Origin of the sequence: Marinomonas communis (assembly GCF_004363305.1) — a bacterium.
Classification (GTDB): domain Bacteria; phylum Pseudomonadota; class Gammaproteobacteria; order Pseudomonadales; family Marinomonadaceae; genus Marinomonas; species Marinomonas communis.
In genome coordinates this window covers 65,275-77,945 of sequence record NZ_SNZA01000001.1, presented here as the reverse complement: position 1 = coordinate 77,945, position 12,671 = coordinate 65,275, and the positions used below count along the sequence as shown (strand labels likewise).

The window sequence follows — 12,671 nt, the reverse complement described above, 5'->3', positions numbered from 1 at the left end:
CGCAATGAAAAAGATACTTCTCGTAGATGACTCTATGACCATGTTGATGAGCATGGAGGGTGTTTTAAAACGCGCTGGCTTTGATGTCAAAACAGCGACTGACGGTAACCAAGCCCTTGGGCTCATTGATAGCTACGCGCCTGATTTAGTAATCACCGATTTGAACATGCCTGGCATGGATGGGATTGAGCTGATCAAAAAGATTAAACAAAACGCCAGCATGCGCTTCAAACCCATATTAATGCTCACCACAGAGTCGCAAGAATCGAAAAAAGTTGAGGCCAAAGCAGCTGGCGCAACAGGTTGGCTCGTGAAACCTGTGTCACCAACAGATCTAACTGGCGTCATCAAAAAAGTTCTCCCTGGTGCCTAGATTTTAACTGAATTCAAGGGGGCCCTCATGTCTGAGATGAAGCCGCAGAACACTGAACAGCGCTCTTCAAAGAAAGAAGTGCTCAAACTGACAACCTTTACCGCATTAATAACGGCCTCGCTTTTGATTGCCTTTGAGACCGTTGTAAATTGGTATGAGTTTAATTTAGGACTAACACAAGAAATCCTTCTTATTTTGGTTACTGCATGCATCGCGGCATATGCTTGTGGCATGAGTTATAAGTCTTATCTTCAAAAGCAAAAAATTAAAATTGCATTTGTGGACCTTGGCTGTATGCATTTAATGGAGTCCGACTTACTTGATCAGGAACATATGTTGGACTGCATCAGTCGCTACAAAGAGTCCAATATAACCGTCAAACAATGCAATAAGATTTTAGATGAGCAGTTAACCGGGATCATTGAGCTGACAGACGATGCCGCTATCAATCTCATGACAAAAATACGCACCGCAGAAGACGAAGCCACTCAGGCGTTGAACGATATTTTTGATGCGGTATCAAGTACCTCTAAGACTACTGACCTCTACCGCGAGAAACTCGCAGAAAATAGAACCAGTGCCCACGAGCTTAGTGAATTCTTAAAAACCCAAGTGAGTGCCAATCATGAACGTGCGGAATCGGTTAAAAATGCTTTAGGGCAATTAGACAAGCTTTCTGAACTAACAGATCTGGTTAAAAATATTGCCGAGCAAACGAATTTACTGGCGCTAAACGCTGCTATAGAGGCCGCTCGCGCTGGCGATGCTGGTCGAGGTTTTGCAGTGGTCGCCAATGAAGTGCGAACTCTGTCGAACCAATCACTTGAAGTTGCCTCAAGAATTGATGGCGAGATCAGTGGTGTTATTGAAAAAGTGCATGAGAGCCTAAAAGGTTTCTTTAATAATGATTCAGGTGGGGATACCCATGACTCGCTGCATGAATTTGCAGATGCTTTTCTGGAAGCCATCAAAGAGTTAGAGCATCTTAGTGAGTTACAAGATTCTGTCAGAACCAAGGTGGACGTAACCTCTGCTAACTTGATCAATACCATTGCAGAGATCTTTGCAGGAGCTCAGTTCCAAGACATCACCAGACAACGTCTAGAACAGGTCATTACTGCTCATAAGACCATTGATGACTATTTCTCGGAGCTTGATGAGTCAGCCTTGGACAAAATTGAGTTGCGAAAGCTTGAACCTCTAGATTTAGAGTTACTACACAAAGAATATAAAATGGAAGACCAACGTAAACGACATCAAGCCGCAATAGATGGATCAGGGGCAACACAAGAAGCAACAAGTGTCTTTACTGAATCAAAAGCGGGCAGCTCAAATATAGAGCTTTTCTAACAGGATTGATTTAGTTCAATCACGAACCATAAAAAAAACCGCTTTAAGCGTAACTTAAAGCGGTTTTTTGATAACTGAAAGATTACTCTTCCATGTAACTTTCAACCTTGGATTTTAACTTTTGACCAGGTTTGAACGTCACGACGGTTCTAGCCGTAATAGGAATTTCCTCTCCCGTTTTCGGGTTACGCCCTGGACGTTGGCTCTTTTCACGCACTTCGAAATTCCCGAAGCCAGACAGTTTTACTTGCTCTCTTTCTACCAAGGTTTCTCTAACGGTATCAAAAAAGCTCTCAACAAGGTCTTTCGCATCTTTTTTGCTTAAGCCAAGTGAGTCTACTAAGTTTTCTGCAATATCTGCTTTCGTCAAGGACGCCATATCATTACCCCCGAATAACTGCTCCGAGTTTCTCAGCCAATGCTGCAGTGACAGTTTCCACCGCACTGTTCACTTCTTCATCACTAAGAGTGTGTGAAGGATGCTGCCACGTCAAGCCCAAAGCGACACTTTTTTTAGATTCATCAATGCCTTGGCCTTGATAAACATCGAAAACAGCGACTTTTTGGAACGCTTCACCAGCATTATCAGCAATGACTTTTTCAAGTTCGTTAACCGGTGTTGCACGATCAACTAGTAGAGCAAGGTCACGACGTACTTCTGGGAATTTCGATACACGCTGGTACTCAGGAAGCTTCGCGCCCAGCACAGTGTTCAAATCCATTTCAAACACATAAACCGCTTGGTTTGTACCTAGCTGCTTCGCTAGTTGTGGATGAAGCTCACCAATCACACCAACGCGTTCACCGTTTACTAATACATAAGCTGAACGGCCTGGGTGCAAGTACACCTCATCTGCACGTTCGAACTCTGGCTTAGGACCCTGGTTTAGTGCGAACAGTGCTTCTACATGCGCTTTAAGGTCGTAGAAGTCCACTTTTTCGTTGTTGTGATACCAACCTTCAGGGTAACGAGAACCTGCAATTAGACCGGCTACTTGATGCTTCTGATCCAGTTCATCTAGTTTGTTCACATCCCCTACGAAGCGGCTACCCGTTTCGAAAATACGAACGCGAGACTGCTGACGGTTTTGGTTATGAAGGTAAACCTTCACAAGACCAGGAAGCAGACTTGGACGCATCACACCCATGTCACCAGAAATTGGGTTTTCTAGTGGTACTGGATCGATCGCAGGGAAGAACTGCTTGCTCATCACAGGATCAATAAAGCTGTAGGTCACCGCTTCTTGGTAACCTTGAGAAACCAAAGTCGCACGTAGCGATTGAATCGGCGTTTTGCTTTCAGACGCTGGAGTAAAGTTCACTGCTGCCGTAGGCATTGAAGAAGGCAGATTGTCGTAGCCGTAGATACGTGCCACTTCTTCAATCAAATCGGCTTCAATTTCGATATCAAAGCGGTGTGACGGCGCAACCGTTACCCACTGCTCATCCGTCACTTCAACCATTTCAAGGTCAAGACGTGTCAAAATATCCGTCACTAGATCTTTGTCTAGAGAGGTCGCCAAGTATTGGTCAAGCTTCTTGCGACGCAATGTTACTTGGTTCGCTTTCGGCAAGTTTGCTTCTGTCACAACTTCATTGACAGGGCCCACTTCGCCGCCTGCAATCTCAAGGATTAACTGAGTCGCACGCTCAATTGCTTTTGGCGCTAGGCTCGCGTCTACACCACGCTCAAAACGGTGAGATGAATCGGTATGCAATCCGTATGAACGCGCTTTACCCGCTAGAGCCAGTGGCGCAAAGAAAGCACTTTCTAGGAAGATGGTTTGCGTTTGATCGTTTACGCCAGAGTGCTCACCACCCATGATACCCGCCATCGCCAATGGTTTTTGCTCATCCGCAATCACCATTGTATCAGCGCGTAGCGCGATCTCTTGACCGTCCAGTAGCAATAGCTTTTCACCCTCTTCGGCCATACGTACAACGATAGAGCCAGAAAGGTTGTTCAGATCAAAAGCGTGCATTGGCTGACCAAGTTCGATCATTACGTAGTTTGTAATGTCGACTATCGGGTCAATAGAACGGATACCGCTGCGACGTAACTTTTCAACCATCCAAAGCGGTGTTTCTGCTTTGACGTTAACACCTTTGATCACACGACCAAGGTAACGTGGACAGCCTTCTGTTGCATCCACTCGGATTGGGAAGGTATCGTCGATGGAAACAGCTTGTTCAGTAATCGCAACAGGCGTTAGATCGACCTTATTGATAACACCCACTTCACGAGCAAGACCAGCAATACTCAAGCAGTCAGCACGGTTTGGCGTTAGATCAACGTCAATGATGCTGTCATTTAAGTTTAGGTATTCACGGATGTCTGCACCGACCGGCGCGTCCGCAGCAAGCTCCATAATGCCATCGTTATCATCGCTGATTTCAAGTTCAGACGCTGAACACAGCATACCAAACGACTCAACTTGGCGTAGCTTCGCTTTTTTGATTTTGAAATCGCCACCAAGCACCGCGCCGATTTTCGCAAACGGAATCTTAATGCCTGGACGAGCATTTGGCGCACCACATACGACTTGGAACTGCTCTGTACCATCAGAAACAGTACATACTTGCAGCTTGTCAGCATTAGGGTGTTGCTCGGCTGCTAGGATTTCACCAACAACAACGCCTGTGAACACACCCGCAGCGGCTTCCACTTCATCCACTTCTAGACCAGCCAATGTCACTTGAGCCACAAGCTCATCTGTCGTGACTTCTGGATTGACCCACTCTCTTAGCCAATTTTCACTGAATTTCATAGTTAGCCTTGGTCCTTACTTGAATTGCGTTAGGAAACGAAGATCGTTTTCGAAGAACATACGTAGGTCGTCTACTTTGTAACGCAACATCGCGAAACGCTCGACACCCATACCAAAGGCAAAACCAGTGTACTTCTCTGGATCAATACCAGACATTTCCAATACTTTTGGATGCACCATGCCACAACCCAATACCTCCAACCAAGACTCTTCACCTTTGCTATTAGTACGCATAATGTCGACTTCAATCGAAGGCTCTGTGAATGGGAAATAACTTGGGCGAAAACGTACTTTTAGATCATCTTCAAAGAATACGTTTAGGAACTGCTGCAAAATACCCTTTAGATCAGCGAATGAAATATTTTCGTCGATCAGTAGACCTTCCACTTGGTGGAACATCGGCGTATGGGTTTGATCCGAGTCGCTACGGTAAACGCGACCTGGACAGATAATACGAATCGGCGGCTGGTTGTTTTCCATGGTACGCACTTGCACAGGAGAAGTGTGAGTACGAAGAACCGTATTCGGATTAAAGTAGAATGTGTCTTGCATCGCACGAGCTGGGTGGTGCGCAGGAATATTTAGCGCTTCGAAGTTGTGGTAGTCATCTTCGATTTCAGGGCCAGAGGCGACATCAAAACCAATACCACGGAAGAAGTTTTCAATTCGTTCCATAGTACGAGTAACTGGGTGTAAACCACCGATTTCTTGACCTTTACCAGACAAAGAAATATCGATTGTTTCCGTGGCAAGCTTTGCGTTCAATGCGGCAGCTGCTAGAGCAGTCTTACGCTCATTCATTTTCTCTTGAACTTGCTGTTTTGCTTCGTTTACCAATTGACCGAACTTAGGTCGATCTTCCGGCGCAACGTTACCTAGTTGCTTAAGAAGCGATGTCAGAGCACCTTTCTTACCTAAGTACTGAACACGTACCTCGTCAAGACCGGCCTCATTTTCAGATGCAGCTACCGCAGCTAAGGCGTCAGCAAGAATCTGGTTTAGGTTCTCCATTTCATACTCCAAAAAATAAAATAGGGGAAGAGCGTTGGCTCTTCCCCTATCAAAGACTGCTTGAGTGACAACACATCAAATGCATGTTCACCCTAGGCACTACGTCTCAATTAAGCCAAGCTTGCTTTCGCTTTTTCAACGATCGCAGCAAAAACTTCTTTTTCGTAAACTGCCAAGTCAGCCAATACTTTACGGTCGATTTCAATAGAAGCTTTCTTAAGACCAGCAATGAAGCGGCTGTAAGATAGACCGTTTAGACGAGACGCCGCGTTGATACGAGCAATCCATAGAGCACGGAATTGACGTTTACGTTGACGACGGTCACGGTAAGCGTATTGACCTGCTTTGATAACCGCTTGTTTCGCTACACGAAACACACGGCTACGAGCACCGTAGTAACCTTTAGCTTGCTTTAAAATCTTTTTGTGACGGCGACGAGCCTGAACACCACGTTTTACGCGAGGCATAATATAAACCCTTTAACTAGTTGTTGACTGAAAATATCGATTAAGCGTATGGAAGCATGCGAACGATCAATGGCTTGTCGCAAGATTTAACTTGCTGCATTGAACGAAGTTGACGCTTACGCTTAGTAGACTTTTTAGTCAGGATGTGACTAGTGAAAGACTGCTTATGCTTAAAACCGTTAGCGGTACGTTTGAAGCGCTTAAGAGCACTACTGTTAGATTTAATTTTTGGCATGGTAAAACCACTCTCGCATTCGTTAATGTTAAATGTAATAACAAGGGCTAAGCTCAAGACTTAGCCGCTTTTATTACTTCTTCTTTTTAGGGGCCAGCACCATAGTCAATTGACGACCTTCCATTTTCGCAGCTTGTTCTACTACACCGTACTCTTCCAAGTCTTGAGCGACTCGGTTCATAAGTTGCATGCCAAGCTCCTGATGGGCCATTTCACGACCGCGGTAACGTAGAGAAACCTTAGCCTTATCCCCTCCTTCAAGGAAACGTATCAGGTTGCGGAGTTTTACCTGATAATCCCCTTCCTCCGTCCCTGGACGGAATTTCATTTCTTTTACTTGGATTTGCTTCGCATTCTTCTTCTGAGCAGCTTTAGCTTTCTTCTGCTCAAAGATATGCTTACCGTAGTCCATGATTTTGCAAACAATCGGATCTGAATCAGCAATCTGCACTAGATCTAGTCCTGCTTCTTCAGCAGCGGCCAGTGCTTCTTCAATCGAAACAACACCAATTTGATCACCTTCAGCACCGATAAGGCGCACTTCGGTAGCTCGAATGTTTTCGTTGATTTGAGGACGTTGCTTAGCTGCAGCACGTCCACGATTCATATTACCTTTTATAGCTCTATCTCCATTTGTTATTTACGACTACGGCGTGAGATATCTTTTTGAAGCAAATCTTCAAATTCTTGAATACTCATCACACCTAGATCTTCACCGGTACGAGTACGAACAGCAACTTGCTGGTTCTCAACCTCTTTGTCACCGATAACGATCAAGTAAGGCACTCGTTGTAAAGTATGCTCGCGGATTTTAAACCCGATCTTCTCGTTTCTCAAGTCAAGTTTTGCACGGAAGCCCTTAGAATTTAGAGATTTCTCTAAATTCGCACAGTAATCGGCTTGGCGATCAGTGATATTCATCACAACAACCTGCTCTGGCGCTAGCCAAACAGGGAACGCACCTTCCGTCTCTTCGATCAAAATACCGATAAATCGCTCTAGAGAACCAACGATTGCACGGTGCAACATTACAGGAGTTTGGCGAGAGCCATCTTCTGAAACGTATTGAGCACCCAATCGAGTTGGCATCGAGAAGTCTACTTGAATTGTACCACATTGCCACACACGGCCAATGGCATCTTTCAAAGAGAACTCGATCTTAGGACCGTAGAAAGCACCTTCACCAGGTAACTCTTCCCAATCTAGTTGAGCTGAGTCCAGTGCATCAGACAACGCTTTCTCTGCCTTATCCCACACTTCATCAGAGCCTACACGCTGCTCTGGGCGAGTCGATAAACGGTAAATAATTTGATCAAAACCAAAATCTGCATACACTTCGTGTAGCAAGCCGATGAACTCAGACACTTCATTTTGAATCTGATCTTCTGTCACAAAAATGTGACCATCGTCTTGTACGAAGTTACGCACACGCATAATACCATGTAATGCACCTGATGGTTCATTACGGTGACATGATCCGAATTCCGCCATACGGAAAGGAAGGTCACGGTAACTCTTCAGCCCTTGGTTATACACTTGAATGTGGCAAGGGCAGTTCATCGGCTTCACAGCATAGTCGCGGTTTTCTGAATGAGTAGTAAACATGTTTTCATGATACTTACCCCAGTGACCAGACTTCTCCCACAAAACTCGGTCAACAATTTGAGGTGTTTTCACCTCTTGATAACCATTATCAAGTTGTTTCTGGCGCATGTACTGCTCAACTGTTTGGTACAGTTTCCAACCTTTCGGATGCCAGAACACCATGCCTGGTGCTTCTTCTTGAACGTGGAATAGATCCAGTTTTTTACCTAGTTTACGGTGATCGCGCTTTTCAGCTTCTTCAATACGAGTAAGGTATGCTTTTAGATCTTTCTTATCATTCCAAGCGGTACCATAAATACGCTGGAGCTGCTCGTTATTTGAATCACCGCGCCAGTACGCACCAGCCAACTTCATCAGTTTAAAGTGGCGTAGAACACGTGTATTGGCAACGTGCGGCCCACGACACATGTCCATGTATTCTTCATGATGGTACAAACCAACTGCCTTAACAGACTCGTCCATATCATCAATCAACTGAACTTTGTAATCTTCGCCACGTTCAACAAACTGAGCTCGAGCTTGATCAATTGGCGTCATCTTTTTGATAACGTCATAATCTTTCTTAACAAGCTCACCGATACGCTTTTCAATTGCCGCCATATCATCAGGCGTGAATGGACGCTCATAAGCGATATCGTAATAAAAACCTTCATCAATTACTGGACCAATCGCCATTTTCGCGGTTGGAAATAATTGCTTAACAGCGTGACCTACCAGGTGGGCAAATGAGTGGCGAATGATTTCTAGGCCTTCCTCATCACGTCCCGTTACTAAGCTCACATCAGAGTCTTCGGTGATCAATTCACAGGCATCAACCAATTGACCATTGATTTTTCCTGCAACGGTGGCTTTCGCTAGACCAGGACCAATGTCCTCGGCAACTTGCATTAATGTAACGGGCTCAGCAAAAGAGCGCTGGCTACCATCTGGCAAAGTAATTACTGGCATTTGTTTCCCCTATCGGAGTCAGTGGTGCTCCATACGTAAGAGCACATGTAAATTTAAGCGCATTAACCTAACATTAATTGGGATATTATGCGACCCAGAAAAAGATACATTCCCACTAAAATCAAAAGACACATCCGCTGTCACAAAAATCAACCTTTTTTTGTGCTTTTCAACCGTAGACATTCCATCTCAGGCGAGTAAAATGGCGCTCGTTTCACAACAACCGCTCCAAATTATTTTTTAGGCCCTATGGATTACGAAGCAATTGACAAGTACTGCGTTGAGACAACTCAACCAGAGCCAGACCTTTTGTTGGAATTAGTTGAAAAAACTTATACCGACATGGGCTACCCGAACAAGTTATCGGGACGCACAATCGGTCGCACACTTAAGTTGCTGGCAAAAATCCACCAACCTAAAAAAGCACTAGAGATCGGTATGTTCACTGGCTACTCAGCTCTTTCAATTGCAGAAGGCATGCCTGAGGACGGCCAGCTTATTTGTTGCGAAACCAACCCCCGTGCAATTGAGTTTGCGCAAAAGTTTTTTGATCGCAGCCCTTTTGGCAGCAAGATCACCCCTATCTTTGGCCCAGCTTTGGATACCATCCAAACACTCGAAGGCCCACTAGATTTTGTTTTTATCGATGCCGATAAACGCAACTATCTAAATTATTATGAAGCCGTTGTACCACTTGTTCGGAGCGGCGGCCTCATCGTAATTGACAATTCTATTTGGCAAGGACGAGTACTCTCTCCCGAAGAGAACAGCGATATCGCAGTGGACGCAATGAACCAACGTATCGCTCAAGACCCGAGAGTGGAAAATGTTCACCTCCACGTGCGAGACGGTTTAAATCTCGTTTTCAAGCTTTAAAACCCATTAATTTATTGCAAGCGCCCAGACATCGTCTCTCATAGGCGAGGTTGGGCATGCTTTTGCATTTGACTGTAAGAAATTCAAGAGGCAGGGATTTTGGTTGTTTTTAAAATCACAAATAATGTCACCGGAAAGCACTATGTCGGCACATCCTTCAATAGTGGCTTTCAGCGCTTTGAGCAGTACGTTGAAGCGTCAAGTGAAGATCTAGACTACCCACTTTATGAAGACATCCGCACACATGGTGTTGATGCTTTTTCAGTAGAAGAACTATTTGAAACCAGCGACAAAGAAGAACTATACGAGCTTGAGCAAGACTACATTGTCATCTATAACGCTGAAAGCCTTCGCGGATACAAGATTGGCCAAACTACATCAAAAGCAAAAACTTTTGATTTTGGTAAAAAGGCCATGTTTGACACCAATGGCAACTCAACAGCTGAGCCAGTAAAAAAACCTACTGCACGCAAAGCAGCAGCCACTAAAAAAACCGCTGAAATGCCAAAAGTTGAGCTTCCAAAGAAAGATACACCAAAACCAACGGTCGCTTCTTTTTTTGGTGAGCTAATCGGCGAAGATCGTCTAGACACGCCTGCAACAGGACAGATCGAAGACCCGACCAAGCCATCAACTATCAAACGCAGTGCAAGCTCAGCCACCAGCGCCAAAAAGCCAACGACACGCAGCGCTAGCAACATCCAAAAAATGCTGCGCGAAGCTGAGAAGCAAGCAAAAGCAGAACGAGCTGAACAACTTCGTAAGCAGCAAGCAGAGCAAGCTGACGAAATGGCAATGATCATGGCCAAACTAGATATAACAGCGAAGTCTGCAAACTCAGCTTTCCGTCGCCGCAAAGGCTAAGACTGAAGCGCTTTAGTTAGCACTTAAACCAAAAAAAACCTTGGCAACTTCGTTACCAAGGTTTTTTTATAAACCAAATTTACGCTTAACCACGCGCCTTTTTAAGAGTTTCAGCGATCATAAACGCCAACTCTAAAGACTGATCTGCATTTAGACGCGGATCACAATGGGTGTGATAACGATTAGCCAGATCAGCCTCCGTTACCTGAAAAGCGCCACCGACACACTCAGTCACATTTTGCCCCGTCATTTCAAAGTGCACACCACCTGGGTAAGTCCCTTCAGCTTTATGCACTTCAAAGAACTGCTGTACCTCACGCAACACATCATCGACTTTGCGAGTCTTGTATCCCGTGCTTGCTTTGACTGTATTGCCGTGCATTGGATCACTACTCCAAACCACCTTCTTACCTTCACGCTCGATCGCACGAATTAGGTTTGGCATACCATCAGCAACTTTGTCAGCCCCCATACGAACAATGACATTTAAGCGCCCTTCTTCGTTATTTGGGTTCAAAATATCGCAAAGACGAATTAGATCTTCAGGATCCATTGATGGTCCAGCTTTCACGCCGATTGGATTATGAACACCACGTAGGAACTCCACATGAGCGCCATCAATTTGACGTGTTCGATCACCAATCCATAGCATGTGAGCAGAACAGTCATACCATTTACCAGTCAAACTATCCTGACGCGTCAGCGCCTGTTCATATGGCAACAGCAATGCCTCATGAGAAGTATAGAAAGAAGTCTCTCGGAATTGAGAAGTTCCCGCACCCAACCCACACGCTTCCATAAATTGCAACGCATCATCGATCTTATCTGCAATTGTTTTGTAACGCTCACCTGCAGGGCTCGCACTAATAAAGTCCAAGTTCCATTGATGCACTTGATGCAAGTCTGCAAACCCACCTTGAGAGAAGGCACGCAGTAAGTTCATGGTCGCAGCACTTTGGTTATAAACTTTCACCAAACGCTCAGGATCCGGGATACGAGCAGCCTCATCAAACTCAATACCATTGATGATGTCACCACGATAACTTGGCAATTCCACACCATTCACAGTCTCAGAGCCTGAAGATCTTGGCTTAGCAAACTGACCAGCCATTCGCCCAACTTTAACAACAGGACACTTCCCTGCATAAGTCATCACAACAGCCATTTGCAACAACACCTTAAAGGTATCGCGAATATTATTAGCTGCAAACTCAGCAAAGCTCTCCGCGCAGTCGCCACCCTGAAGCAAAAAGGCTTTACCTTGTGCCACTTGAGCGAGATCAGCACGCAATTGACGCGCCTCACCAGCAAACACTAACGGCGGCATCGCTGCTAATGTCTGCTCAACACCCAATAATGCTTCAGCATTTGGGTACTCCGGTTGTTGCAAAGCCGTTTTCTGACGCCAGCTCTGTACGTCCCATGAATTAGGCATTTATACCTCTTATTGTAATTTTCTTACTGTGTACATTTAGCGGGCAACCACCCACAAAATCTGCGCATCTTCTGGGGATAAAGACACAACAATGTGACCCATTGTCGCATCGTAATAAACACTGTCCCCTTCATTCAGTTCTACTGGCTCATAGAACTCAGAATAAAATACCACGCTACCCGATAAAACCAAGAGAAATTCTTCGCCATCATGGCGCACCCACTCCTTAAATTCAGAGAAGTTACGCGCCCTTACGATAGTTTTAAAAGGCACCATTTTTTTTCGGCTAATCGAGTAGCTGAGCAGTTCATGCTCATAGGTAGCCGTTGGATGAGGTTCCCCCTCCCCATAGCGTGTAATATCTCTTCGACCAGCCATCGAGTGCTCTTGCGCCTCAACAAAAAGCTGCGGGAGATCCATACCAAGCCCACCAATCAACTTCTGCACAATTGCAAAACTTGGGGATACTTGATCATTTTCAATTTTCGATAAAGTGGAGCGTGCGATACCTGTTCGCTTACTAACCTCTTCTAACGTCCAACCTTTCGTCAGACGAATCTCTTTGACTCGCTTACCAAGCTCAAGCGGCTCAACGAAATGATCCGGATCAGAAGCGGTTGCAGTCTCTAATGAAGGTCTACTTACCATCAGCCATTTCTCCTTTACGCTTCACAAGTTTACTAAAATAAACTCTATTGACCTATAGGATATTCGCCCCACCGCTTATCCAAAAGCACAA

At 45.1% G+C, this 12,671-nt stretch carries 13 protein-coding genes; 4 read left to right on the top strand and 9 right to left on the bottom strand.

Features of this window, described 5'->3' with window-relative positions; genetic code table 11:
- Positions 1-4: 4 nt before the first annotated feature.
- Positions 5-373, top strand: coding sequence for a response regulator (locus tag C8D85_RS00365; protein ID WP_133559390.1), 369 nt, complete (start codon positions 5-7; stop codon positions 371-373).
- Between the two features lie 27 nt (positions 374-400).
- Positions 401-1,723 (top strand): methyl-accepting chemotaxis protein, encoded by a 1,323-nt coding sequence (locus C8D85_RS00360; protein WP_133559389.1) that lies wholly within the window; start codon positions 401-403, stop codon positions 1,721-1,723.
- Positions 1,724-1,805: 82 nt separating this feature from the next.
- On the opposite strand, the gene C8D85_RS00355 is transcribed toward C8D85_RS00360, so the two are convergent.
- The 7 genes from C8D85_RS00355 to thrS form a co-directional block, all read right to left on the bottom strand.
- Positions 1,806-2,102, bottom strand: a complete 297-nt coding sequence (locus tag C8D85_RS00355; RefSeq protein WP_067210537.1) for an integration host factor subunit alpha — start codon at positions 2,100-2,102, stop codon at positions 1,806-1,808.
- 4 nt (positions 2,103-2,106) lie between these two features.
- Entirely contained in the window at positions 2,107-4,491 is a 2,385-nt protein-coding gene (pheT, locus tag C8D85_RS00350; RefSeq protein ID WP_133559388.1) for a phenylalanine--tRNA ligase subunit beta, read from the bottom strand.
- 15 nt (positions 4,492-4,506) lie between these two features.
- Positions 4,507-5,502, bottom strand: a complete 996-nt coding sequence (pheS, locus tag C8D85_RS00345; RefSeq protein WP_133559387.1) for a phenylalanine--tRNA ligase subunit alpha — start codon at positions 5,500-5,502, stop codon at positions 4,507-4,509.
- A 110-nt stretch (positions 5,503-5,612) separates the two neighbouring features.
- Entirely contained in the window at positions 5,613-5,969 is a 357-nt protein-coding gene (gene rplT / locus C8D85_RS00340) for a 50S ribosomal protein L20 (protein WP_133559386.1), read from the bottom strand.
- A gap of 40 nt (positions 5,970-6,009) precedes the next feature.
- Positions 6,010-6,204 carry a 50S ribosomal protein L35 gene (rpmI, locus tag C8D85_RS00335; RefSeq protein WP_055464289.1) on the bottom strand — a complete coding sequence of 65 codons (195 nt, stop codon included), beginning with the start codon at positions 6,202-6,204 and terminating at the stop codon, positions 6,010-6,012.
- 73 nt (positions 6,205-6,277) lie between these two features.
- Positions 6,278-6,811 carry a translation initiation factor IF-3 gene (gene infC / locus C8D85_RS00330; protein ID WP_133559385.1) on the bottom strand — a complete coding sequence of 178 codons (534 nt, stop codon included), beginning with the start codon at positions 6,809-6,811 and terminating at the stop codon, positions 6,278-6,280.
- A gap of 29 nt (positions 6,812-6,840) precedes the next feature.
- Positions 6,841-8,757, bottom strand: coding sequence for a threonine--tRNA ligase (gene thrS, locus C8D85_RS00325; protein WP_133559384.1), 1,917 nt, complete (start codon positions 8,755-8,757; stop codon positions 6,841-6,843).
- Between the two features lie 249 nt (positions 8,758-9,006).
- Here thrS and C8D85_RS00320 point away from each other — a divergent pair, with 249 nt between their 5' ends.
- Both C8D85_RS00320 and C8D85_RS00315 read left to right on the top strand, forming a co-directional pair.
- A complete protein-coding gene (locus C8D85_RS00320; protein ID WP_133559383.1) occupies positions 9,007-9,633 on the top strand; it encodes an O-methyltransferase in 627 nt (208 codons plus the stop codon).
- 99 nt (positions 9,634-9,732) lie between these two features.
- Positions 9,733-10,497 (top strand): GIY-YIG nuclease family protein, encoded by a 765-nt coding sequence (locus C8D85_RS00315; protein WP_133559382.1) that lies wholly within the window; start codon positions 9,733-9,735, stop codon positions 10,495-10,497.
- An 85-nt stretch (positions 10,498-10,582) separates the two neighbouring features.
- Here C8D85_RS00315 and C8D85_RS00310 read toward each other — a convergent pair whose 3' ends face one another.
- Positions 10,583-11,932 (bottom strand): class II 3-deoxy-7-phosphoheptulonate synthase, encoded by a 1,350-nt coding sequence (locus C8D85_RS00310; protein WP_133559381.1) that lies wholly within the window; start codon positions 11,930-11,932, stop codon positions 10,583-10,585.
- A gap of 36 nt (positions 11,933-11,968) precedes the next feature.
- Entirely contained in the window at positions 11,969-12,580 is a 612-nt protein-coding gene (locus C8D85_RS00305) for a helix-turn-helix domain-containing protein (protein ID WP_133559380.1), read from the bottom strand.
- Positions 12,581-12,671: the final 91 nt, after the last annotated feature.

Bases quoted from the DNA above. Each gene is read 5' to 3' on its own strand.
- C8D85_RS00355 (WP_067210537.1), bottom strand. From the start codon at position 2,102: ATGGCGTCCTTGACGAAAGCAGATATTGCAGAAAACTTAGTAGACTCA.
- C8D85_RS00365 (WP_133559390.1), top strand. From the start codon at position 5: ATGAAAAAGATACTTCTCGTAGATGACTCTATGACCATGTTGATGAGC.
- thrS (WP_133559384.1), bottom strand. From the start codon at position 8,757: ATGCCAGTAATTACTTTGCCAGATGGTAGCCAGCGCTCTTTTGCTGAG.
- C8D85_RS00320 (WP_133559383.1), top strand. From the start codon at position 9,007: ATGGATTACGAAGCAATTGACAAGTACTGCGTTGAGACAACTCAACCA.
- C8D85_RS00310 (WP_133559381.1), bottom strand. From the start codon at position 11,932: ATGCCTAATTCATGGGACGTACAGAGCTGGCGTCAGAAAACGGCTTTG.
- rpmI (WP_055464289.1), bottom strand. From the start codon at position 6,204: ATGCCAAAAATTAAATCTAACAGTAGTGCTCTTAAGCGCTTCAAACGT.
- C8D85_RS00305 (WP_133559380.1), bottom strand. From the start codon at position 12,580: ATGGTAAGTAGACCTTCATTAGAGACTGCAACCGCTTCTGATCCGGAT.
- C8D85_RS00360 (WP_133559389.1), top strand. From the start codon at position 401: ATGTCTGAGATGAAGCCGCAGAACACTGAACAGCGCTCTTCAAAGAAA.
- infC (WP_133559385.1), bottom strand. From the start codon at position 6,811: ATGAATCGTGGACGTGCTGCAGCTAAGCAACGTCCTCAAATCAACGAA.
- rplT (WP_133559386.1), bottom strand. From the start codon at position 5,969: ATGCCTCGCGTAAAACGTGGTGTTCAGGCTCGTCGCCGTCACAAAAAG.
- pheS (WP_133559387.1), bottom strand. From the start codon at position 5,502: ATGGAGAACCTAAACCAGATTCTTGCTGACGCCTTAGCTGCGGTAGCT.
- pheT (WP_133559388.1), bottom strand. From the start codon at position 4,491: ATGAAATTCAGTGAAAATTGGCTAAGAGAGTGGGTCAATCCAGAAGTC.